Origin of the sequence: Citrobacter sp. Cpo037, assembly GCF_030332945.1 — a bacterium.
In the GTDB taxonomy this organism is placed as follows: domain Bacteria; phylum Pseudomonadota; class Gammaproteobacteria; order Enterobacterales; family Enterobacteriaceae; genus Citrobacter; species Citrobacter portucalensis.
This window is the reverse complement of the sequence record NZ_JAOWGW010000072.1, coordinates 1-21024: the sequence shown is the minus strand read 5'-3', so window position 1 is coordinate 21024 and position 21024 is coordinate 1. Positions and strand designations below refer to the sequence as shown.

27 protein-coding genes, 2 tRNA genes and 1 pseudogene are annotated in these 21024 nt (G+C 49.0%); 16 read left to right on the top strand and 14 right to left on the bottom strand.

The window, feature by feature from the left end; all coding sequences use genetic code 11:
* Positions 1-115: 115 nt before the first annotated feature.
* Entirely contained in the window at positions 116-1045 is a 930-nt protein-coding gene (ldtA, locus tag OGX94_RS17760; protein ID WP_003834078.1) for a L,D-transpeptidase, read from the top strand.
* A 24-nt stretch (positions 1046-1069) separates the two neighbouring features.
* Here ldtA and OGX94_RS17755 read toward each other — a convergent pair whose 3' ends face one another.
* From OGX94_RS17755 to mtfA, 5 genes are all read right to left on the bottom strand, one after another.
* Positions 1070-1753 (bottom strand): ABC transporter ATP-binding protein, encoded by a 684-nt coding sequence (locus tag OGX94_RS17755; protein ID WP_032669186.1) that lies wholly within the window; start codon positions 1751-1753, stop codon positions 1070-1072.
* 10 nt (positions 1754-1763) lie between these two features.
* Positions 1764-3452, bottom strand: coding sequence for an ABC transporter permease (locus OGX94_RS17750; protein ID WP_125112520.1), 1689 nt, complete (start codon positions 3450-3452; stop codon positions 1764-1766).
* Complete coding sequence (locus tag OGX94_RS17745; protein WP_125112519.1) at positions 3436-4473, bottom strand: extracellular solute-binding protein; 1038 nt, start codon at positions 4471-4473, stop codon at positions 3436-3438. The genes OGX94_RS17750 and OGX94_RS17745 overlap by 17 nt, the downstream gene beginning before the upstream one ends.
* A 260-nt stretch (positions 4474-4733) precedes the next feature.
* Positions 4734-4809 (bottom strand) — tRNA-Asn (locus tag OGX94_RS17740).
* Positions 4810-4941: 132 nt separating this feature from the next.
* Positions 4942-5706, bottom strand: coding sequence for a DgsA anti-repressor MtfA (mtfA, locus tag OGX94_RS17735; RefSeq protein ID WP_125112518.1), 765 nt, complete (start codon positions 5704-5706; stop codon positions 4942-4944).
* A 93-nt stretch (positions 5707-5799) separates the two neighbouring features.
* On the opposite strand from mtfA, the gene OGX94_RS17730 reads away from it, so the two are divergent.
* A tRNA-Ser gene (locus tag OGX94_RS17730) sits at positions 5800-5889 on the top strand.
* A 66-nt stretch (positions 5890-5955) separates the two neighbouring features.
* Here the strand turns inward: OGX94_RS17730 and OGX94_RS17725 are convergent.
* The 7 genes and pseudogenes from OGX94_RS17725 to OGX94_RS17695 form a co-directional block, all read right to left on the bottom strand.
* Positions 5956-6999, bottom strand: a complete 1044-nt coding sequence (locus OGX94_RS17725) for a tyrosine-type recombinase/integrase (protein ID WP_048222627.1) — start codon at positions 6997-6999, stop codon at positions 5956-5958.
* Positions 6974-7216: a DUF4224 domain-containing protein gene (locus OGX94_RS17720; protein ID WP_071667664.1), complete on the bottom strand. Its 243-nt coding sequence runs from the start codon at positions 7214-7216 to the stop codon at positions 6974-6976. The genes OGX94_RS17725 and OGX94_RS17720 overlap by 26 nt, the downstream gene beginning before the upstream one ends.
* 70 nt (positions 7217-7286) lie before the next feature.
* On the bottom strand, positions 7287-9758 hold the full coding sequence (locus OGX94_RS17715; RefSeq protein WP_286569651.1) for a 3'-5' exonuclease: 2472 nt from the start codon (positions 9756-9758) through the stop codon (positions 7287-7289).
* A gap of 141 nt (positions 9759-9899) precedes the next feature.
* Entirely contained in the window at positions 9900-10226 is a 327-nt protein-coding gene (locus tag OGX94_RS17710; protein WP_048222630.1) for an RrF2 family transcriptional regulator, read from the bottom strand.
* Positions 10227-10237: 11 nt separating this feature from the next.
* Positions 10238-10576 carry a hypothetical protein gene (locus OGX94_RS17705; protein WP_286569649.1) on the bottom strand — a complete coding sequence of 113 codons (339 nt, stop codon included), beginning with the start codon at positions 10574-10576 and terminating at the stop codon, positions 10238-10240.
* Between the two features lie 161 nt (positions 10577-10737).
* Positions 10738-10878, bottom strand: a pseudogene (locus tag OGX94_RS17700) (hypothetical protein); the annotation flags it as partial.
* A gap of 273 nt (positions 10879-11151) precedes the next feature.
* Positions 11152-11559, bottom strand: coding sequence for a helix-turn-helix domain-containing protein (locus tag OGX94_RS17695; protein WP_047358007.1), 408 nt, complete (start codon positions 11557-11559; stop codon positions 11152-11154).
* A gap of 130 nt (positions 11560-11689) precedes the next feature.
* Here OGX94_RS17695 and OGX94_RS17690 point away from each other — a divergent pair, with 130 nt between their 5' ends.
* From OGX94_RS17690 to OGX94_RS17630, 13 genes are all read left to right on the top strand, one after another.
* The gene (locus tag OGX94_RS17690; protein ID WP_047357952.1) at positions 11690-11917 is read left to right on the top strand and encodes a transcriptional regulator; all 228 of its coding nucleotides are present in this window, start codon (positions 11690-11692) and stop codon (positions 11915-11917) included.
* A gap of 2 nt (positions 11918-11919) precedes the next feature.
* Complete coding sequence (locus tag OGX94_RS17685; RefSeq protein ID WP_047357953.1) at positions 11920-12474, top strand: toxin YdaT family protein; 555 nt, start codon at positions 11920-11922, stop codon at positions 12472-12474.
* 54 nt (positions 12475-12528) lie between these two features.
* Complete coding sequence (locus OGX94_RS17680; protein WP_048221168.1) at positions 12529-13329, top strand: DUF1376 domain-containing protein; 801 nt, start codon at positions 12529-12531, stop codon at positions 13327-13329.
* 2 nt (positions 13330-13331) lie between these two features.
* Complete coding sequence (locus OGX94_RS17675; RefSeq protein WP_286569742.1) at positions 13332-14072, top strand: ATP-binding protein; 741 nt, start codon at positions 13332-13334, stop codon at positions 14070-14072.
* Between the two features lie 19 nt (positions 14073-14091).
* The gene (locus OGX94_RS17670; RefSeq protein WP_048221169.1) at positions 14092-14508 is read left to right on the top strand and encodes a PerC family transcriptional regulator; all 417 of its coding nucleotides are present in this window, start codon (positions 14092-14094) and stop codon (positions 14506-14508) included.
* A 5-nt stretch (positions 14509-14513) separates the two neighbouring features.
* Positions 14514-14852: a DUF977 family protein gene (locus OGX94_RS17665; protein WP_047358009.1), complete on the top strand. Its 339-nt coding sequence runs from the start codon at positions 14514-14516 to the stop codon at positions 14850-14852.
* Between the two features lie 256 nt (positions 14853-15108).
* Positions 15109-16068 (top strand): YbgA family protein, encoded by a 960-nt coding sequence (locus OGX94_RS17660; protein WP_047357956.1) that lies wholly within the window; start codon positions 15109-15111, stop codon positions 16066-16068.
* A gap of 229 nt (positions 16069-16297) precedes the next feature.
* Complete coding sequence (locus OGX94_RS17655) at positions 16298-16531, top strand: DinI-like family protein (protein ID WP_032943871.1); 234 nt, start codon at positions 16298-16300, stop codon at positions 16529-16531.
* A 43-nt stretch (positions 16532-16574) separates the two neighbouring features.
* Positions 16575-16820 (top strand): hypothetical protein, encoded by a 246-nt coding sequence (locus OGX94_RS17650; RefSeq protein ID WP_048221170.1) that lies wholly within the window; start codon positions 16575-16577, stop codon positions 16818-16820.
* A gap of 128 nt (positions 16821-16948) precedes the next feature.
* Positions 16949-17149 carry a hypothetical protein gene (locus OGX94_RS17645; RefSeq protein ID WP_048221172.1) on the top strand — a complete coding sequence of 67 codons (201 nt, stop codon included), beginning with the start codon at positions 16949-16951 and terminating at the stop codon, positions 17147-17149.
* Positions 17150-17151: 2 nt separating this feature from the next.
* Entirely contained in the window at positions 17152-17511 is a 360-nt protein-coding gene (locus OGX94_RS17640; RefSeq protein WP_048221174.1) for a RusA family crossover junction endodeoxyribonuclease, read from the top strand.
* Positions 17508-18548, top strand: a complete 1041-nt coding sequence (locus OGX94_RS17635) for a DUF968 domain-containing protein (RefSeq protein WP_053390175.1) — start codon at positions 17508-17510, stop codon at positions 18546-18548. The genes OGX94_RS17640 and OGX94_RS17635 overlap by 4 nt, the downstream gene beginning before the upstream one ends.
* Positions 18549-18561: 13 nt before the next feature.
* Entirely contained in the window at positions 18562-19167 is a 606-nt protein-coding gene (locus tag OGX94_RS17630; RefSeq protein ID WP_048221176.1) for a hypothetical protein, read from the top strand.
* A 311-nt stretch (positions 19168-19478) separates the two neighbouring features.
* Here OGX94_RS17630 and OGX94_RS17625 read toward each other — a convergent pair whose 3' ends face one another.
* Positions 19479-19853, bottom strand: a complete 375-nt coding sequence (locus OGX94_RS17625) for a FlxA-like family protein (protein ID WP_048221177.1) — start codon at positions 19851-19853, stop codon at positions 19479-19481.
* 144 nt (positions 19854-19997) lie between these two features.
* Here OGX94_RS17625 and OGX94_RS17620 point away from each other — a divergent pair, with 144 nt between their 5' ends.
* Positions 19998-20186 (top strand): hypothetical protein, encoded by a 189-nt coding sequence (locus OGX94_RS17620; RefSeq protein ID WP_048221178.1) that lies wholly within the window; start codon positions 19998-20000, stop codon positions 20184-20186.
* A gap of 439 nt (positions 20187-20625) precedes the next feature.
* Here the strand turns inward: OGX94_RS17620 and uspF are convergent, their stop codons facing one another.
* Positions 20626-21003 carry a universal stress protein UspF gene (gene uspF / locus OGX94_RS17615; RefSeq protein WP_286569740.1) on the bottom strand — a complete coding sequence of 126 codons (378 nt, stop codon included), beginning with the start codon at positions 21001-21003 and terminating at the stop codon, positions 20626-20628.
* Positions 21004-21024 lie beyond the last annotated feature (21 nt).

The following is a 21024-nucleotide window of genomic DNA, read 5'->3' as shown; positions in this document are numbered from 1 at the left end:
CTGAACCTCGCCTGATGGCGAGGTTTTTTTATGCGCAGATATGTCGTAACCCACTAAAACAGATAATAAAAGCTATACTTAACGGATATCTGTTGCGACGAAGGAAAGGAAAAAGATGCGTCGTGTAAAACTGCTTTGTTCACTCATTATGCTGCTTGCGAGTCAGGGCGCACAGGCGGTGAGTTATCCGCTGCCGCCAGAGGGGAGTCGCCTGGTGGGTAGTCCTTTGACTATTACGGTTCCACCAGGAAACACCAAGCCGCTGGAGGCATTTGCCGCTCAGTACGGGCAGGGGTTGAGCAATATGCTTGAAGCCAATCCGGGCGTCGATGTTTTTCTGCCTAAATCGGGTTCAACGCTGGTTGTACCGCAGCAACTGATACTTCCGGATACCGTGCGCGAGGGGATTGTCATCAACGTCGCCGAGATGCGGCTTTACTATTATCCTGCTGGCAGCAATACGGTTGAGGTTTTACCCATTGGCATTGGTCAGGCGGGTAGAGAAACGCCGCGTAACTGGGTGACGGCGGTCGAACGTAAGCAGGAAGCACCAAGCTGGACGCCGACGCCAAATACCCGACGTGAATACGCCGCTCGCGGTGAAAGCTTGCCGGCTTTTGTTCCTGCCGGGCCAGAAAATCCGATGGGCCTGTATGCAATTTATATTGGCAGGCTTTATGCCATTCACGGGACAAATGCCAATTTCGGTATTGGTTTGCGGGTAAGTCAGGGGTGCATCCGTTTGCGGAATGATGACATCAAGTACCTGTTTGATACGGTGCCTGTAGGGACGCGTGTACAATTAATTGACCGACCGGTGAAATACAGCGAAGAGCCGGACGGTAGTCGCTGGGTGGAAGTACATGAGCCGCTGTCACGAAACCGTTCGGAATACGAGTCTGACAGAAAGGTGCCTTTGTCAGTCACTCCCGCTTTGCGCACCTTTATCAGCGGGAATGACGTGGATGTGAGCCGCGGAAGTCAGGCACTGGAAAGGCGCTCCGGTATGCCGGTGAACATCAGCCTGGTACAGAAGCATTATTAATTTTCAGGGCGACTTTGTTGAACTTCAGGTCGGATGGGTCGCTTTTTTAATTTGATACTGCCCCATTTTTACCACGCCAATATGGTCAGCCATTAGTTGGGCTTCGTGTTCACTGTGGGTAACCAACAGCGCCGTTTGCCCGGCGGCGCGCAAAATATCCCGTACCTCGTTGCCAAGACGCTCACGTGTGCGCTTATCCAGGCTGGAGAAGGGTTCATCCAGCAACAGGATTTCCGGATGTGGCGCCAACGCGCGCGCAAGGGCGATACGCTGTTGTTGACCGCCGGAAAGCTCATGCGGATAGCGGTTGGCATGGCTGTGTAACTCCACCATTTTCAACAGCTCAGTCACTCTGGCCTGTTGTTCCTCACGCGGCATGCGACGCAATCCAAAGGCCACATTTTGCTGCGCGGTCAGATGGGGGAATAACGCATATTCCTGGAAGACCATGCCGACATGACGTTTTTCCGGTGGCAGATGAACGCCGGGACCGGCAACACGTCGCTGTGACACATAGATCTCTCCGTTTTGCAGGCGTTCAAATCCGGCAACTGCGCGTAGTACCGTGGTTTTTCCGCAGCCTGAAGCACCCAGCAGACAGGCAATTTCACCTTTACGTACCGACATTGAAAATCCGCTCAGTACCGATTGCTGGCTGTTGCCATAAGCAACGTGTACATCCTGGAGTCGTAATGCAATTTCTGACATTGTTGCTCTCTTAACCACGGCGAGTCATTTGGTGACGCACCAACAAAATAACCGGTAGCGTGCCAGCTAAAACAATCATTAGCGCGGCGATAGCACCTTCTTCATAGGTTCCACGTGCGGCTTCCGCATACAGTAACGTTGCCAGCGTTTCAAAATTGACCGGGCGCAAAAGCAACGTTGTTGGCAGCTCTTTCATGGCATCAGCAAAAACCAGCAGGGCACTGCTGACTAATGCCGGGCGCAGCAGGGGAAAATGGACTCGTGCAAACGTCCCCGCACCATTCTCGCCCAACAGACGAGACGCCTGTTCCAGCGAAGGTGGAATGCGGCCCAGACCAGAATCCAGCGCGCCAATGGCAATCGCCTGGAATCGCATGGCACAACAAATTACCAGCAGGATCCCTGCGGACATCAGCGGCAGACCGCGAACATCCAGTAAATCGGCCAGCCAGCGGTCGACAGCCATGGCGGGGGGTAAAAAACCAATCGCCAGAATTGTGCCGGGAACCGCATAGCCTAAAGAGGCCAGACGCATCACGCCGCGACGAAATCCCGGCATGGCGTTGTCTGCGGCGCTATGGCGGGCGCTCCAGGCCACCAGCATACTGACACAAACCACCACCAGCGTGGTTCCCGCTGCCAGCGATAGCGTATTTTGCAATGCTGACAGTAACGAAGAGGAAAGGGGGTTCTCATCGCCTATGCGTTTGGCGCTTTCCCACAGTAAAAACAGTACCGGTGCCAGAAAACCCAGTACAACCGGCAGTGAAATAACGCCACCGAGCAGCCAACCGCGCCAGCCCTGCACGCGCGAAGGTTGAATTTCCCGCAGGCTGCGGCTGCTGAATCCTTGTTTTCTGCGACCATAAAATTCCAGTGTCAGAATCAGGAATATAAACATCAGCATCATGCAGGCAATTTGCGCCGCAGCAGATAAATCAGAACGCGAGATCCATGTGGTGTACACGGTAACGGTTAACGTCTGTACCCCGAGAAACTCCGATGCGCCAATATCGTTGAGCGTTTCCAGCAGTGCCAGGCTGATCCCAACGGCCAGTGCCGGACGGGCCATGGGCAAAGCAACACGAAAAAAGGTTCCGGTTGCGCTGCATCCCAGCGTGCGTGCGGCTTCCAGTAAATGGGCCGGCTGGCTGATAAACATAGCGCGGGTTGTCAGATACACGTATGGGTATAGCACTAATCCGAGCAGGATGATTGCGCCGGAAAGTGAGCGTAAATCTGGCAGCCGGAACTGTCTTGGGCTGTCAAAGCCCAGTAAAAAACGGATAAAGGTTTGCAGGGGGCCAATCGGATGCAGCAGATCGAGCCACGCAAAGGCCACAATGTAGGTTGGCATTGCCAGCGGCAACAGTAACGCCCAGCTAAGAATTTTACGTCCAGGAAAATCCCATGCCGTTACCGCCCATGCGCTGCCTACGCCAATCACGCCGACCATCACCGCGACACCGGCTAATAACAGCACGGTATTTTTTAGTGCGGCAGGCAGTACATACGTCAGGAGATTATCCCAGTGAGATAAATCGGCCTGGGTAGCCTGCCAAATCAGCGCAATGATCGGTGTCAGAACGCCAAGCGCTACGCACAGCGCGCCAAGATGTAGCGGCGTTAATAATGACTGCGGCCCGGAAACCAGGCCGCGTAACGTCGGAAACTGCAGAGGTTTATTGATCGAATCCAACTTTATCTACCAGCAGACTAGCTTGTTTACGATATTTAACGATTTCGGTTAACGGCGTTTTATCGACGTTGATTTCACCAATAGTTGCGCTGATAACCGGATCAAGCGTCACGCCTTTCAGTACCGGGTATTCGAAGTTCGCTTTCGCATACTGCTGCTGGGCAGGTGCGGAAACCAGATATTCCATCAGCTTAACGGCATCGGCTTTATTTGGCGCATAGCGGGCTACAGCTGCGCCACTGATGTTGACGTGTGTACCGCCATTTTCAAAGGTGGGTTTAACGACTTTAATCGCATCGCCCCACTGACGTGCATCACTGCCTTCTTTGGCGTTTTTCATATGGCCGACGTAATAGGAGTTGGCGAGACCAATATCGCAAATTCCGCCGAGAATATCGCGAGCAACATCGCGGTCGCCACCGGTAGCTTTACGCGCCAGGTTAGCTTTCACACCGCGCAGCCATTCTTCGGTCTTTGCTTCACCGTGATGAGCAATCATTGCGGCGATCAGCGCCGTGTTATACGGGTGCTGTCCGGAACGAATACAGACTTTACCTTTGTACTCAGGGCTGGCGAGTTGTTCGTAATGCCAGTTATCGATTGGCAGTGACTTCTCGGCATACAGCACGCGGGCACGCATCGACAGCGCAAACCACTGATCATCTGCGCCGCGCAGATTAGCCGGAATAGCGGTTTTCAGTGCTTCTGACTCTACAGGCTGAGTTACACCCGCTTCCACTAAATCAATGAGGTTACCGGCATCGACGGTCATCAGCAGGTCGGCAGGTGAATTTTTACCTTCAGCTTTAACGCGCTCAAGCATACCGTCCTTGATATAGACCGTACTGACTTTGATGCCGCTGGTTTTGGTCCAGCTATCAAGCAAAGGCTGGATCAGACCCGGTTCACGGGTGGTATAGAGCGTTAACGTTTCCTGAGCGAAAGCCGGTAGGCTAACAGAGAAGACCAGGGCAGAGGCAAGTGTGATACGGCGCAGTCCGGCGCGAGGCAGAGAATTCATCGTTTATATCCCAGAGTAATTGGAACGTACAGTGAACCGAGCGGGGGCTCGTTCCTTTGGCTCGCGTACAATAAATGATAATCACTAGCACTTACAATAATTGCAAAGTTTAAACGATTTACATTTACATAACTTTAATCAACGTTGTGATGCGGCATGTAACAGCGGTGCAGAGCAGGCAGGGGACTTATTAGAGGGTTTTTTATAGCGACCGGAAAAGCAAAAAGCCTGCTTAGTTTCCTGAGCAGGCTTCTTAAATATGGCTCCTCTGACTGGACTCGAACCAGTGACATACGGATTAACAGTCCGCCGTTCTACCGACTGAACTACAGAGGAATCGTGTGAACGAGGCGCATATTACTGACCTCACCATGAGGTGTCAACAGTAAAATTAGCACGTCATTTCAATTGGTTAATTAATCTTCAAATTCAGCGTTAATGCACATTTGGTGAGCGACAATGGCCACCTTAGCGGGTATCGCGTAACCGCTCCATGGGGTTCTGGCGGTAAAACTGAATAAAACGCTGCCATAAGGCCGGAAAGCGTGGTGCAAATAATTCAGGGGCACTGAAGAAATACTCCGATAGAACGGCAAAGCATTCGGCAGGATCGGTCGCTGCGTAGGCATCTATACTGCACGCGGTGTCACCGACCAGATCAATTTCATCCTGAATGTTATTCATTGCGGCATGCAGGTCGTGCTCCCAGCTGGCGATATCGCGCAGGGGGATTGCCGGAACACCGCTGGCACGGTCGCCATTACGCATATCAAGCTTATGTGCCACTTCATGGATGATCAGATTAAAGCCGGAGGCATCAAAAGAATCCTGAATGTCGAGCCAGTTAAGGATTATCGGACCTTGTTGCCAGCTCTGCCCGGACTGTACAACGCGTTGATTATGCACCAGCCCAATATCGTCCTCCCATTCATCGTCCACGACAAACGGGGCAGGGTAGATGAGAACTTCATGAAACCCGTCGAGCCACTCGATCCCTAATTCCAGAACAGGTAAACAGAAAAGCAGCGCAATACGCGCACTTTTCAGTGGGTCAAGTTCAAACCCCTGAAGCGCTACCAGTCTTTTTTGCTGTAAAAAGCGCTCGGCCAGGGCAATAAGCCTGGCTTGTTCTTGCTCGGTGAGATTCACCAGAAGAGGTATAGCCAGGGCGTCGTCCCACGGCCAGTCGTCACTCCGGGTTGTTTCTTGCTCTTTCCAGGGCCACTTAATCATCGTTTTGCTCGCAAACTCGTCACTTGAACGAAATTGACGGAACGGGGTCTGTTAAAATGCCAAATTACCTGGCATCATGGCAACCGCCAAAACGGAGAGATGCCAGAGCGGCTGAATGGACCGGTCTCGAAAACCGGAGTAGGGGCAACTCTACCGGGGGTTCAAATCCCCCTCTCTCCGCCACTATTCAAACACTTAGCTCAATTCCTTTCAACGACTCATGTCACACTTGGTATAGTGTTGGTATATTCACTTGGTATAAAACTCGCCATCATCATCTTCTGATTTGCCCAAGACTGGAAGATCCAATGTGGGAGAAATTTTCACTTTTCTGTCATAAACCACAACCTGGCTTTCAGTTTTGTGACCTGAGAATAGTTGTTTGTCCTTACTCGAGCCTTCGTAATCAGATATCCCCTTGGCTTTGAGATCATGAAAAGTACACGGCAGTTTTCTATCTAGTTTTTTTCCTGCTGCTTCCCTTGCGGTTTCCCACAGATCGTTAAACCCACTTTTCGAGTATTTAGTTTTTTTGCTGCTACAGATAACCGTTTCCCGCCCACCCAGAGTTTTTGCAAGTTCGATGGCGTTATGAAGCCGTTCAGTCCAGACTTTTATTTGTTTAGTCCCGGTCTTTCCCTGCTGGATAAAAATGCCTTCCTCGCTTACTTGCGACCATTTGAGAGAAAGAACATCCGAAACGCGAGCCGCACATAAGTAAGATATCTCCATGCCAACCCGGAGAGCTGGTGCCGCCTCTTCATAAATTGCCTGATATTCTTCGTCTGTCACGTACACGTCACGGGCTTTTAAAGAGAACTTGCGTACTCCTTTGCACGGATTTCCTTTCACATACCCTCGTTCATATCCCCATGAGAAAACACGCGACATCCCGCCGAGTTCTTGGTTTGCCTGGTTAATACTGCGTTGGCCACGTTTATCCATATAGATCCTGACCATCTCAATTTTTATGTCATCTGCTCGCATATTCCCGAACACTAGAACCAGGTTTTTTTCATACGACCTGTAATCAGTCTGCGTTCGTGGAGCCAGTTCAGCAAAAGCTGGGCTGCTGGTGAATAACTTCCATAATTTAGAAAATGTCATTACGTCTGAGCGCTTGGCTTTTTCTTCCTCATAACGCGCCCATAGCCGGGACATACTCGTCCCGGTAATAGGTGCAAGAGTTACGCTTTGTTTTGTTCCTTTTGGCTTCCACACATAGCTATAACGGTTTTTAGTTACGCGTGGCGGGAGGTGCTTGTCTTTAGGATCTTTTCTTGGTCTGCCCATTGATTGCGTCGTAATTTGGCTCAAGTGCAACATATTCATCGACCTTAGGTAATTCAGAAACTCCGGGATCAATACTTCTGCGCAATACAATTGGGCGGTTCCGCCCATCAGTGGTGAACGGTATGCCGTGACACCGCAGCTGTCGCTGCTGGTGGGTGTAGCGCTGATAGCCAGTAATTTCTGCAATTTCCTGAGGAGACAGTGTAAGTTCGTGCATAGCTCATCTCTCTGATGGCCTGCCTGTAGAAACATACCAGGCAGGATCCGTAAATTGTGAAATTAGAAAATCAGTTTGCAGTCAGGCGTTGCCAGATTGCAGAGACGTATTTGACCTGATGCCGGGCGTCAGAAAGCGCATTGTGCATTTCGCCTTCAAACGGGATGTCGAAGCGTGGATTGATACCGACAGATTTACCCAGCTCGACCATGGTCCTTACGTCCCTGTCATTCCAGAACGGAACAGCGAAGGGGGTATCTGTTAACGCGTATGCGCGGCGAAGAATGACGTTATCAAACGAGCATCCATTACCCCACATCTGAATGGTGTGACTACCGTTAGCAGCATTTTCAGCAATAAAGTCAGCCAGAAGTTCGAGAGTCTCAAGCAGCCCCATGGCTTCATCAACAAGAATGGCAGAGCGGGCTTCAGATGATTGTTTCAGCCACCACTGAATTGTAGAGGCATCCGGTTTCATGCCAAACGACATCGATGACTCCAGACTGACAACCTGGTAAAACTCGGCACCAGTGTTACCAGTTGAAGGATCAAAAAATACAGCGCCAATAGAGACTATTGGGGCATCAGGACTGTTGCCCATAGTTTCCATATCAACCATCAGGTGAGTATAAAAAGCGTTCAGGGTATCCGTATCAATATGGTGAACGGGTTCATTATTCAGGGAAGCTGACGCGTCACCAGTTGCATCAGCGCTTTTAACTGGCAAAACTGCTGTTTCGCTCTGAGACACTACAGGATTAGCTTTGATTTCGCTGTTGTCAGTTTTTTCCATCTGCACATCGCTGGTGGTTTCCTCGGTATTGGCTTGATGTAATTTTTCTTCGACGGCGCGCTGGCGTACCTGGTCTGCGACAGAAAGCGCTGGCGCCGGCTGGTTACCCATCAGGCCATCAATGGAGAAAACACCGTTGCCCATGTTGGCGATTTCTGGTTGCTCGGTTATTGCCTTCTGTTCAGCTGTGGACTTCTCTTTAATCTCGTTTTCCCAGCTTTTTTCTGGTACGTGACCGGCTGCCGCCAGGGTTTCTTCAGTTGGGTGCTGGTGGTCGGTTTCAGTCAGGTTTTTGTTGATGTAACGGCTCAGCAGTTCCGGGAAATGGTGAGTGTTTTCTTCTGCACTACGAATAAGCGCGAAAATAGCGGCGCGGGAATAATCCAGAATGCCAGCGCGTTTGCGCAGGGCGGCGGACCACTCTTTGAACGGGCTTTCGTTTTTAGAAATGCTCTCTTTTGCACGACGGAAAACGCCACCAGGAATATCGTAGATGTTGAAATCCATTGGAAGTGTGGCCAGCGCAATATCAATGTCCAGAGTGTCCAGCGTGTGGACAAGTTCCGGGTTGCGATCGGTCCCATTGCCGCCGCCAGCGTTGGTTCCGGAGTCAGTGCGCTGAATCTGCGACACGCGATTGCCTTTACACCACTCTTTAACCAGCAGCCCACGGTCAATGTGTTCAGTGTTGAACCAGGCCTTAAAGAACTGAATTACGGTAGACAGATCCACTCGTTTACCATCAACCGGGAAAATAGTTTTTAGCGCGCTGACAATTTTCCAGATATCGATCTCTGGCGCTTTCTTGAATGGTTCTACATTCTCGGCGGCAAGCAGCAGATTTTGCACGTAGCTGTTATCCACATCCAGCTCAAGTTCCTGAATGGTTTTCTTCTGTTCAGTATCAATATGGTAAGCATATTCATCAGAAATAAACTGAGCCAAAAGGCGCTGGCGTAGCGGGAGAGTCGCAACGGTAATGAGTTCTGGCGTTACAGGTGGAACGGTGGGCTCATCACCCACAATTCGTGCTTTCTTATCGTTAACCCACTCCTGCACGGTTTGAGTCCGCGCTTTCGGTTCCGCAATCCATTCGGTAATAAATTCCTCAAATGAAGCAATGGTATAGACCTGCTCACGGTCGAAGACTTCTTTTATTGCGTTTGCCAGGTTCCACTCGACATGAGCAGAAAGCTCTTTCGCCGCTGGCACATTTGCAACGGCCAGTAACAGGTTTTGTATATAGAGATCATTTTCGTCCAGTTCCATTTGTCCGATCTGGACGTGCCGCGCTTCACTGATTTCCTTCTCTTCACCGTCATTTAACAGGTGCGCAATCAGCCGCTGAGACAGGCGCAGGCGAGATATGGGGCGGAGCAATGCTGGCGCATCGCTGGTGGGTACATTGGCACTGGAGGTTTCAGGTTTTTGCTGGCTGGAAGCCTCCAGATTTTCATTATCCGGCTTCTGTTTCAGTTGCCACGTTTGCTGGTCTTCTACCAGTTCGTAACGATCGCACCATGTGTCATCAAGTGTGCTTTCCTCAGGAAGATCGTCAACAACAAACCAGTTGGTGCGGACAGGTAATTGATAGTCGGCGCCACGACCGACGGCAATATCGTTATCTTCGAGAATATTGAGGATTTCGCGTTCTGCACGGGAATCTGATTTCGCAGAGAACCAGCAAAACAGGTTTTTTGCCTCAGTTGCTTTCGCTTTGGCTTTAATAAGATACGCATACGTTAACATTGCGTTCGGGCTCCATAGGATTGTAAGATACCCGGCAGCTGATGATCGCCGCCTAAGGTAGTGGTTATTGGTCAAAACTCGTTCCGGAAAGCTTTGGTCGGCTGACCGGGTACTTAACCCGCCTTGCGCGGGTTTTGTGCTTTATGGGGTAGGGGATTTTCCCTGCGCCAGCTTTGCGACGGGGACCCACTCCAGAGCATTCAGCACGGGTTCAAATGAATCAGGCGTGTGAGTAACGGCGCGAACAACGTCAGCCACACTGGGGTTTGCTTTGCTAAGATGGTACCCGCCACCGGCGCCACGCTGACTGGTAACAATTTCACTGCTGCGCAGCTTCGAGAAAATCTGCTCGAGGTAAGACACAGACAGCTTTGATTCCTTGCTGATTGATGCGATGGAAACCGGACTGCCGTTGTAAATCCTGTTGAGGATGGCAACGGCCTGAACTGAAGCCACCACACGTTTCATTCCAAACTCCATCACGCATCCTTTGCCGGTTCGCGACCGTATCCAGGGTTATCGTTCAAGGCATCACTCAGAACCTGCATTGCCTCATTGTGTGGGAGAGTCAGAGCAAGTTTGATCGCCGTTCCAAGAGCTTCAGCCGCACATTCAAATTTACGAGCGAGCCTGGCTGTTTCATCAACTTGTTCGCCCATCTCTTCTATTTCAAAGTTGTGCTCTGTCCAGACTTCATCCATCACATCACTTTCAACTTCTTCACGTAATGCTTCTTTAACTTCCAGAACAGGCAAAACGCCGATTAATGCCTCAGCTGGTGCGCTGCTGAAGCGCAATGCCAGATCGTTAGCTGACATAAAAACCTCCGGAAAAAAGCCCGCCACGGGACGGGCAAAGAACACTTTTCCAATTTAACCAGAACAGATCTTCGTCTCCTGTTTGGTTACGATGGTGGTATTACCATCACAATGCCCTGTGCACCGGGCATGAGGCTGGCAACAGCCATTGGTCAAACTCGTTATGAACGAACTGCAGTCTGTTGGTCGGCAGACGGGTCGCCCTTCTGGGCGAGCATGTAGCAAATCAGTCGAATGATTACTTCAATGCGATTTAGATGTACGGCCTGACACCGCACTGGTTTACGTGCGAAATCGATCATGGATTTATCCTCTTGCGTTGCCCTTGTCGCCAGGCTGGCGGAACGTTGAACCTGCTGCGTGTTAATACTTGTCATCTCATCCGGTGATTCGTATGCCGCCGGCAGCTACTTCGTGGGCGTCCTGCCTCGATGACTGTCTTTGTGTTGGGAATAGTATTATCGATTGAATCGATATATGTCAAATTAAATCGATATCAATGCGTGTGAACAACTCACCGATCAGTTTATCGGATTGATTTCGCGTGCTTTATGAAGGGTACAGGAGTGGAGGGGCTACTCGTTACTGGGGATTATCTTTCGTTTTTTTAGGTAAGCAGTAGCTACATCATCAAGCTCTTGCAGTCGCAGTTCGATCAACTTAACTATCTTTTCTCTCTCATCGTCAGTGGGCAAAAGCTCAAATTGCTCCAATAGCTTTTGTTCCTGGGCCGACTGAGGTTGACGTTTTTTTTCTGATGTTATGGCAGGAATAGTGTCAGCTTCAGTTTCTTCAAGAAAAAACCAATAGAGTGGATAGCCTGTAGCGGACTGTAGCCTATCTAGAATGTCAGCTCTTGGAAGTATATTAGAGTTACACCAGCCATTTACTGACTGGGCTTTTACTCCCAGTCTGCGTGCAAGTTCCGATTGAGATATTCCAAGATCATGGATGGCTTTTTGTAATCGCTTTCCGAAGTTCATATTCCTAGCCCGCTCAAAAACATACATCCGATTATACAGATTTTATCTGTAGCTCAATCTATCGATATAATTTGACGATATCGAAATAATTTGATTTACTCGTTTCACGTTCACTACTCGAGATAAATCAATGAAGCTCACAACACAAAAGAAAATGTTAGCCATATGCAGTCAGGCAGAACTGGGGCGCCGTCTAAATCGGCGAGCTCAAACAGTTAATGGATGGTTCAAGAAAAAGGTACCCGGCGAGCTTGTTGTTCGCGTATCCAAAGCTCTCAATTGGCAAATTACACCACACGAGTTGCGACCGGACCTTTATCCAAATCCCACTGATGGTTTACCTCAAAAGGAGGCTTAATCATGCAATCAGTAACATATCAACATCATAGCCAACGCTTAGCTGTTCCGTTGAAAACGCAAAATCATTTTAAACCCCAGCGCCGCGACAGCATTCAGCACCGCGTCATATTGGCAGCTGTTCGTGAATGGGAATCGACATTACCAGGACAGGCACAGGAGCGGATCGCTCAGCTGGTGGCTGAAGAGTGGGCCAAAGCAGATGGTCGCGGAATTGCTGTTAATAAACAGAATTTATTCCGATATCTGAAAAACGAAGGAGGGTCAGAAAAGTATACGGCTTACGTTATGCAGCTGTCAGGTTCAATCATTGCTGCTATGCCAGTTCAGATTGCCAGGAAGCACGGGTTAAGTAATGCGAGCACAGAAGCGGAGCTGGTGGCCAACGCTATCAAAGAATGCAGTGAGGCACATCAGGCGAAATTAATCGGCGCTCCGTTACAGAAACTGGAGAAGGAAATTCGTGAAGCAGCAATCGCTTTGTTCAACATGTTACCAGCTGATGCGGCGGGACCACTACTGGCGAGTTTAAGCGCCGTAGCGCCGCAATTGTTTTAATCGAGTTTTGAGCAATAACCATTACGCGCCGGGAAACCGGACAAGGGAGTAACCATGGCAGCTCTGCCTTACATGCAACTTTACATTGCTGATTACCTGGCGGACACCATGCATCTGTCTACAGAAGAGCATGGCGCATACCTGCTACTGATGTTCAATTATTGGCAAACAGGTCGCCCAATCCCCAAAAACCGACTATCGAAAATTGCACGGCTGAGTAACGACCGTTGGGATGCCGTTGAACCTTCGTTGAAAGAGTTTTTTAACGATAACGGTACCGAATGGGTACAGGAGCGTATAGAGCGTGATCTGGAGGCGGTTAAAAACTCAATCAGCCAAAAGTCAGCAGCTGGAAAAGCATCCGCTCAGGCGAGAAAAGCTAAAAAAGGAGCGAATAACCAACAAAATAACAACGGGTGTTCAACGGGTGTTGAGCTGCCGTTGAAACAGAACGCCAACGGAAACCCAACTAATAAAGATCCAGATACAGATACAGATCTAAAAGAAAACCAAGAGAGAGAGTTATACGCGCCAGGTGGCTTTTTACCTCCCATAGGCAAATTTCCGATTACAGATGACTGGACACCTGGTGATGACTTTGTACGCCAGGCTGCGCAGTGGGGAATAAATCTTGGGGATCTACCAGGGTATACCGCCGTCGAATTACAGCAGTTCCGGGACTACTGGAAATGCGAAGGGAAAGTTAAACATCACATCCAGTGGGAACAGACTTTTGCTTCCAGCCTGAAAACATCACGCGCCAAATCTTCCTCACCATCGGCAGGTACACGTCGACAGGCTGGCTTTGGCGTTTCACAACCTGACACTCAGATCCCGCCGGGATTCAGGGGGTAATGATGAAATCGACGCATGATTTGCTTGGCCGTCTGCGTAATCTCATGCCTGCAGGTGTTCAGCCGAAATTTACCAGCAGTCAGGAGTTAATGGCCTGGCAGCAGGAAGAAGGGCGAAAGCGCGCAGCTGAGCTGGAAAAACAAAATCAGCGTAACCGTTCAGAAAGGATTTTTGGGCGCTCAGGGATCTGCGAGTTGCACTGGGGGTGCTCATTTGCAAATTACCAGGTGAGCAACGACGGGCAGAAACACGCGCTGACGATGGCAAAGAGCTACGCCCATAACTTTGGGAATGGCTTTACCAGTTTTATATTCAGCGGCAGTTGCGGAACAGGGAAAAATCATCTTGCCGCGGCAATCGGGAACTACCTGCTTCAGCACGATTATTCCGTTCTGGTCGTGACAATACCTGATTTGATGCTTCGCACCCGCAAGTGCTATGACGAGGGCCAGTCTGAGTCCGATTTGCTGGATGATTTGTGCAAGGTTGATTTGCTTGTTCTTGATGAGGTTGGTGTTCAACGTGATACGCGCAATGAGTGGGTATTACTTAATCAGATAATCGATCGCCGTATGGCGTCAATGAAACCAGTGGGGGTACTTACAAACCTGAATTATGACGAATTATCAAAAGTTCTGGGTGAGCGGGTCATGGACCGCTTAACCATGGATGACGGTATCTGGGTAAATTTCGCCTGGGGAAGTTATCGAAAAAATGTGACCCACTTACGGGTCGTGAAGTAACCAAAACGAGTATTGACCAATGACCATAGAAATCTCTCAGAAAGATCGGGTAGCGATAGTGGTACGCCATACCCCGAACTGCGTATTACGTGATGTGTGTGAAGCGCTGGATATTCCATCCGGTACCGCTGGTAAGTTTCTGCGCGCGCTGACTGTCAGCGGCACAGTCCTGCGCACTCACAACGGAACTCAGTATGTTTATAACATCTCTCCGGATGCAGAATTACCTGACGTAAAGCTGCCCTTCATGGAAGAGAAAAGCGATCCGGCTGAAACGCAATTAGCGGAGAAAATGGCGAAAGACCTTAAGTCACGGGGACTCTGGCGGCGCGCGGCAAAGGTATATACCGACATGTTAGACATTGCCCGTAGTTCAGCTGAAGTGTCACGTATAGCGCAGCAACGTAATGAATGTCTACGTATGGCCCGGAGATGATCAGCATGCCAAGACCAAATACACCAGAAGAGCAGGCGGCACTTATTCGGGTGATCATTGAAGAGGTGAAAATCCGTGGACGCTTAACCGTTAGCGAGGCATCACAGATGTTGTCGCTGCATCGTCAGACTGCTGAGAAGTATTTCCGCGTCGCAGCCGAACGCGGCGAACTCATTCGTTACGGTCGTCTTGGTTTGTTCAGGGATCGGAAGGCTGTGATTGATTTCGATCTCCAGCGTTTTTCATACGGATCGAGTAAACCTGTTATTGAGTTACCTGCAGATTTTCGGGGAAGTGCAGTTATGCGCCGGGTTATAGATATCGTGGGGAGGATGCCAGCATGACAACCGAAAAACGGCGGAACATGGCTTTCACTACTCGACGTTGAGCATGTCCTGCTAGTGGTAGGCGTAAGATTTAAGGATGAGTGAAGGAACCTCAACTTTACGGCTCTATCTGATTCCTTTTCATTACGCTGGCGATGTCCTCATGGTTATGCTTATCTGTAATAAGAATGATATAAATAGATTAGGTATTATCATTTGAACAGTCACGATTTTCCTTTCGCGAAGTGGGCATTGAATTAACGAGGGTATCGATATGAACACTCAACCAGCTATCGGGATTAGCGGATGCTTGACCGGAACAGCTGTGCGGTTCGACGGCGGCCATAAACGAATGGGGTTTGCGATGGATGAACTGGCTCAGTGGGTAACTTTCAAGCCTGTCTGTCCGGAGATGTCCATTGGTTTATCTGTTCCCCGCCCAGCATTGCGCCTGGTTCAAACCAATGAAGGTTATATTCGCATGCGTTTTAGTCACGAGCCTGGTGAGGATATAACTGACAAAATGACTGAATTCACAACTCCATATATCCGAGGGCTTAGCACCTTGTCTGGCTTTATTGTCTGTGCCAAATCACCGAGTTGCGGTATGGAGAGAGTGAGGTTGTATGACGAAATGGGAAATCGTGGGCGGAAAGAAGGCACGGGCCTTTTTACTGGTGCGTTAATGGAAGCATATCCGTGGTTGCCGGTTGAGGAAGATGGACGTTTGCACGATCCGGTACTGAGGGAGAATTTTGTCGAGCGCATCTTTGCTCTCAATGAACTTAACATCTTAAGGGCTAATGGCCTTACGCGTCATGGGATACTTAGTTTCCATAGTCGCTATAAGCTCCAGCTTTTGGCTCATAACCAAGCAGGCTATCGTGAAATTGGGCCTTTTGTTGCTTCGATGCATGAGTGGAATGATTTGGAAGCATTTTTTGTTCTTTACCGAGAAAAGTTAATGGCAATCCTCAAGAAGCCGTCCTCACGGAAAAACCATACCAACGTGTTGATGCACATCCAGGGATACTTCCGTAACCAGTTGAATACACGTCAGCGCGGAGAACTGCGTGACGTTATTCTCAACTATAGCAGTGGACTCTTGCCGATACTCGCTCCACTTACTTTGCTAAAGCACTATCTGGCTGAATATCCAGATCGCTATTTGCTTACTCAGAACTATTTTGACCCCTACCCGAATGATTTAGCCCTACGCCTGATGGTTAATTAGTTTTTGAATACAGCCTTTAAACTATTTAATCTCTGGATCTTTAACCCGCTCCGGCGGGTTTTTTCTTATCTATACAGTGTTGCCACTCAGATTTAGTGAATCCCTAATGCTAGGAAAAGCTCAGTGTATACAACGGCATGGCTTTGGCAAAAAGTGCTATTAACCACTTGAATATGAGATTCAATAGGTATACTGTATGAATATACAGTATTTTGATGTAGAGGGAATTATGAAGGTAGAACTTACGATCAACAAATCAAAAGACCTGCCGCGCGGAGCCATACCCGCGCTTGAGAAAGAGCTGCTTAAGCGACTTCAGAATCAATATGGAAATTGTTCTCTAGTTATCCGCACGGCTGGCGGTGATAGCTTGACAGTTTTTGGTGGCGATAAGGGCGATAAAACGAAGGTGGAGGAAATCCTCCAGGAGACCTGGGAAAGCGCTGACGACTGGTTTTATTAGTTTTTTGGGTATTACTTTATCCCGATTGCATAGGGGAGTTTAAGTGAAAGAAAAAGTAGAATTGCCCAAAAAAGGCTACGCAGTCATCAGATGTCACGATGGAGTCATCGTTGCCAGGCTGCAATCATTTCCTGAGTGTGAGCGCGCCCTGATGTATCGTCGCGGTAGCATGGTGTCTTTCATGCCTCTTCAGGATAATGAAATTATTGGTACACCTACGTTGTTTACTCAGATGCTGGAAAGGGCTGGTTATCGCGTTACTCAGAATTCTGTTACACTCCCGTCATAGGCCTGAACAACCTATACCTGCTGCGCCACAGGAGAAAAGCCCATGGCGCAAGATCAATTCAAGCAATCCCACATACTGACGTTAACTAACGCCAGCGATTTTCTTTTTACCGCATCCAGAGGTGCGTTATGAAGAAAAGCTGGTTTCAACATACCCAACTCACCACTGAGCAGGCTGACGAACTGGAAGCCCGCTATCACGCAAAGCAGATTAAGACCGAGCGTAGTCTGGATAATGACTTCGTTCATTGGACGATCAGCGCGTTCTTGCCAGAAGTATCTAAGCCTCCGCGTCAGGACAGAACCTGGCAACAACGGATCTGGAGGTGAATGTGAAAGTCTACGATATCACCCCAATGGGCAAGCCCAGGATGACTCGCGCTGATAAATGGAAAAAGCGCCCCGAGGTTCTGCGTTACCGGGCTTTCTGTGATGAAGTTCATCTGCAGGGTGTTGAGCTGCCGGAAAGCGGTTCGCATGTCACCTTCATTCTTCCTATGCCAGCGAGTTGGAGCAATAAGAAACGGACTGAGTTCAACGGTAAACCACACCAGACAAAACCTGATTTTGACAACATGATGAAAGCTCTGATGGATGCCATTTACGAAGATGACGCTCACATCTGGGATTCACGCGTCACAAAATTATGGGGAGAGAAGGGACAAATAATTATCGGAGAGATTGCAGAATGAGGGCGCTGCTGAAGCCGGTGGTTGCGCGTGAGCTTGGAATTGTGCTGCTCAAGCCGGGCAGTGAGCTGATGTCATTATTCAGTTGTGAACGTGTGCTGGTGGAAAGCCAGCCGGCAGGTATGGAACGGTTGCCTGCTGGCCGTGTTCCTGACGTTCGCCAGCCGCTTGCGTGTGACGAGTCGCTGCGACCGTTCTTCCTGGATGAAAAAGTTATTAAGGTTGCTGGTGGTTTGAGTGGCCTTGATTACTGGCTTCTGCATTATGGCGGTAGCTGCTGCCAGTGGCCACACAGCGATTACCATTATCACGAGTTAACCACTCTGCGTCATGAACCCGGATCGGTTCTTCTGTGTGGACATTGTGATAACCATTTGCGTGACCATTACAGCGAACAACTTGCAGAGCTGGCGAGATGTAATGTTATTAGCTGGATTATCAACAGCATCATGGTGGCACTGAATCAGGATCCTTCCAGAGAACTGTCGCTGGCGGAGCTATGCTGGTGGGCGGTGCGTATGGGGGTTACCGACGCAATTCCCGAATCAGTAGCCAGTCGGGCGCTTCGTATTCCTTCGGAAGATCATCAGTCAGTCATGCATGAATGCGACGTCGAGCCGGGTGTAACCGCCACCAGCATCATTACAGCCAAAGCCAGCACAGTAACCGTGAACATGCCACCAGCGCAGGTGCCTGAGGTTAAGCCTGTAGTTGGTGTTCTGGTCGACCCTGAGTCCCCGCAAACCTATATGAAACGTCCAAAGCGTATCCGTTGGACGGCCCCCCGATATCTGGAATGGATTAAAACACAGCCCTGCGAATGCTGCGGCAAACCATCCGATGACCCACACCATTTAATTGGCTGGGGGCAGGGAGGTATGGCAACGAAGGCGCATGATATTTTCGCGATCCCTTTGTGTCGTCAGTGCCATACAGAACTACATAACGACCCGGTGAAGTTTGAGCGAAAGCATGTACCTCAGCCGGTAATGATTATCAGAGTGCTGGACCGGGCTTACGGGCTCGGTGTTCTGGCGTAAGGAGAAAAACAGGATGACACCACGTCAACGCCGCAATCATTTTGAAGCACTTGGTAAAGCAGCATCTGCGCCGCGTAAAAGTTGGCTCGGTAAATGTATCCTCCTGACGGGGATCCAGTCCGGATGGATTAAATCCCTGCTCACTACCTGGGGGGAAGGTGTGGGAGGAAAAACTGCTCCTCGTTTGCCGCGAGGACATGCGTGTTGGAATGTGCTTAAGGGACGGAACTGGTCAGATAAGGCACTCGAGCGATTCACCGTTGCGTTAAATCAGGCGAGAGAAGAGGGATTCCGTGGACAGCAGGCAATGAACAGGGCACACAGCATTCTCTGGCCCCAGTCACCCGCCAGTGTAATTGACGAGGCCCTGCATAGTGACGATGTCGATTTTGTTGAGCAATGCGTACTGCAGGCGCTGGATATAAACGATCCGGTTTATGTTGTTGGTCTTCAGTATTACACCACCCGAAAAAAAGTCTCAGACATAACCCGGGAACTGCAGGCGATTGCGCCATGGCTGACACAAGAAAAGGCCAGAGAGCGAGTGAAGTGGTGTTTACAGATTTTCAGAGCAAAGGTGTTCTTGTCAGCGAAAGCACTTTTGGAAAGCAAGGAATAATATTTTTGCTTTTTTGTGCTGTTTTTTGTGTCTGGTATTGAAAACTACCCAGAAAGTTAGATAATCCATTCATGCTTGGCAGAGCTGCGCCACGATGGCAGCGACAAAAAGCGAACAATTTGAATATAACGAGAACCCCGCCAGCGCGGGGTTTTTGCTTTCCGGCGATACGACAGGGGTATTCGCGAGGTGTATTACACCAGTACCCCTGTCATATCGCCGTGCTGAATCGTTAACTTGAAAACAAGTTCTCACAACGCTCCAGTGCTTTTTCGTTTTTAACTCAAAGGAAAAATGGTTGGGGGTAGCTGCTAAACGTAGACATCAATATTTTTAGTATTATTCCCTGCAACGTTCGAACCTGATTTGTCACTTACCGTAGGTAATGCTCCCGATACCATTTGGTTTTTTTCTGCTTCTTGTTTTTGTAATTGAGCAATTTTTGCGTATATAGACTCGATTTGCCTTTGAATCATTTCCATCTGCTGTTTAAGCAGTTTTGCCTCATCTTCGGAGGTTACTTCATTTATTTTTGAACCCATGGCGCTGAGCTCTTTTGTCAACTCACCAATTTGTTTTTTCAGGTTTTGAATTTGTTGTGAAACAGAGTTGCCAGTACTTGAAGGTGCTTGTTTTACTGTGCTTTGCAGTATGTCCTGACTCAAAGTGCTAACTGTCATACTCATGGTGGTTCCTCCGGGCTTACATTTATTACCCATTATCGTCATCTTTCGAAATTACTTTATTAGCAAAGGTTAAGTTGTGGCTTCCTGCACCACAGCATTATTTGTACCACTCTAAACTATCTGCTGAGTATCGCGGAGGAGCTTATGAAAGAAGGTTACTACTGGATTCAGCATGTCGGTGTTGTACAGGTGGCGTACTACACGAATGACACTGTTGATGATCTGGAAACGGGTAAAACAATCACAGGTGTCTGGCATCTGACCAGAGGCGATGACATTTGTCATAACGGTGAAGCAGAGGTGTTTGAAGGTCCTCTTACTCCACCTATATAAACAACCGCACTTACTTCGAGGCAGCCGCATGGTGGCCTTTTCCATTTCGGGCTCACGGGTATCACTCTCTACGTGCTTTGTTGATAAATCAAGCCCGTGAAGTCTGATCCTTTTAGAATAATAGTGCTGTTTGATTGCAGGTTTTTCTTATTGGTTCTAAAGTTATAGAGCATCTAGTAAAAGCTCTCGTTTTGACGTAATTGTGATGAATCCCCCTAAGCGGAGGGGTGAAACTGACAGTAAACAAAGTCATGGAATGACATGCTTAGTGCACACGGGTCATGGTTTGTCAGCCAAAAGTCCACCGGGAGGCACCCGGCATCACGTTAATCAAAATACTTCTTTTCAGGCCCACTCCATGGAATGGGCCTTTTTCTTGCATTTTGATAGTGTAATTCTAGCTAACGGAATGTCATCTAAGCGCGTGGCGATTCATTTCTTATCGAACTACAAGTACAGGGCAACCAGCGTGTCGGACAACGGCGGCTGCATTCGATCCTAAGAGGTAGGTTGAAATGTCTGGACGATGTGAGGCAATAATGATTAAGTCAGCATCGATTGATTTAGCGAGATTAAGTATTTGATCCTTTGGTGACCCAGCGGCTGCATGTGTTTGGGTTTTTCCCGCAGGGATTTTGAATTGCTTCACGATTTCATCCAGTTTCAATAATGCAGCGTGCTGAATGTCTTTTAATTTTGGCATTTCTGCTGAATATGCCAGACCTAAAGATGAGTAATAAGGCAATGTGGGAACTACTGTTAGGGAAGGTGCGAATAAGCAGGTCATTTCTTCCCAAGCTGACTCGCTGATTAAAATTTCGCGGATCTGGGCCGATTT

Bases quoted from the DNA above. Each gene is read 5' to 3' on its own strand.
- ldtA (WP_003834078.1), top strand. From the start codon at position 116: ATGCGTCGTGTAAAACTGCTTTGTTCACTCATTATGCTGCTTGCGAGT.
- OGX94_RS17755 (WP_032669186.1), bottom strand. From the start codon at position 1,753: ATGTCAGAAATTGCATTACGACTCCAGGATGTACACGTTGCTTATGGC.
- OGX94_RS17745 (WP_125112519.1), bottom strand. From the start codon at position 4,473: ATGAATTCTCTGCCTCGCGCCGGACTGCGCCGTATCACACTTGCCTCT.
- mtfA (WP_125112518.1), bottom strand. From the start codon at position 5,706: ATGATTAAGTGGCCCTGGAAAGAGCAAGAAACAACCCGGAGTGACGAC.
- OGX94_RS17725 (WP_048222627.1), bottom strand. From the start codon at position 6,999: ATGGGCAGACCAAGAAAAGATCCTAAAGACAAGCACCTCCCGCCACGC.
- OGX94_RS17720 (WP_071667664.1), bottom strand. From the start codon at position 7,216: ATGCACGAACTTACACTGTCTCCTCAGGAAATTGCAGAAATTACTGGC.
- OGX94_RS17715 (WP_286569651.1), bottom strand. From the start codon at position 9,758: ATGTTAACGTATGCGTATCTTATTAAAGCCAAAGCGAAAGCAACTGAG.
- OGX94_RS17710 (WP_048222630.1), bottom strand. From the start codon at position 10,226: ATGAAACGTGTGGTGGCTTCAGTTCAGGCCGTTGCCATCCTCAACAGG.
- OGX94_RS17705 (WP_286569649.1), bottom strand. From the start codon at position 10,576: ATGTCAGCTAACGATCTGGCATTGCGCTTCAGCAGCGCACCAGCTGAG.
- OGX94_RS17695 (WP_047358007.1), bottom strand. From the start codon at position 11,559: ATGAACTTCGGAAAGCGATTACAAAAAGCCATCCATGATCTTGGAATA.
- OGX94_RS17690 (WP_047357952.1), top strand. From the start codon at position 11,690: ATGAAGCTCACAACACAAAAGAAAATGTTAGCCATATGCAGTCAGGCA.
- OGX94_RS17685 (WP_047357953.1), top strand. From the start codon at position 11,920: ATGCAATCAGTAACATATCAACATCATAGCCAACGCTTAGCTGTTCCG.
- OGX94_RS17680 (WP_048221168.1), top strand. From the start codon at position 12,529: ATGGCAGCTCTGCCTTACATGCAACTTTACATTGCTGATTACCTGGCG.
- OGX94_RS17675 (WP_286569742.1), top strand. From the start codon at position 13,332: ATGAAATCGACGCATGATTTGCTTGGCCGTCTGCGTAATCTCATGCCT.
- OGX94_RS17670 (WP_048221169.1), top strand. From the start codon at position 14,092: ATGACCATAGAAATCTCTCAGAAAGATCGGGTAGCGATAGTGGTACGC.
- OGX94_RS17665 (WP_047358009.1), top strand. From the start codon at position 14,514: ATGCCAAGACCAAATACACCAGAAGAGCAGGCGGCACTTATTCGGGTG.
- OGX94_RS17660 (WP_047357956.1), top strand. From the start codon at position 15,109: ATGAACACTCAACCAGCTATCGGGATTAGCGGATGCTTGACCGGAACA.
- OGX94_RS17655 (WP_032943871.1), top strand. From the start codon at position 16,298: ATGAAGGTAGAACTTACGATCAACAAATCAAAAGACCTGCCGCGCGGA.
- OGX94_RS17645 (WP_048221172.1), top strand. From the start codon at position 16,949: ATGAAGAAAAGCTGGTTTCAACATACCCAACTCACCACTGAGCAGGCT.
- OGX94_RS17635 (WP_053390175.1), top strand. From the start codon at position 17,508: ATGAGGGCGCTGCTGAAGCCGGTGGTTGCGCGTGAGCTTGGAATTGTG.
- OGX94_RS17630 (WP_048221176.1), top strand. From the start codon at position 18,562: ATGACACCACGTCAACGCCGCAATCATTTTGAAGCACTTGGTAAAGCA.
- OGX94_RS17625 (WP_048221177.1), bottom strand. From the start codon at position 19,853: ATGAGTATGACAGTTAGCACTTTGAGTCAGGACATACTGCAAAGCACA.
- OGX94_RS17620 (WP_048221178.1), top strand. From the start codon at position 19,998: ATGAAAGAAGGTTACTACTGGATTCAGCATGTCGGTGTTGTACAGGTG.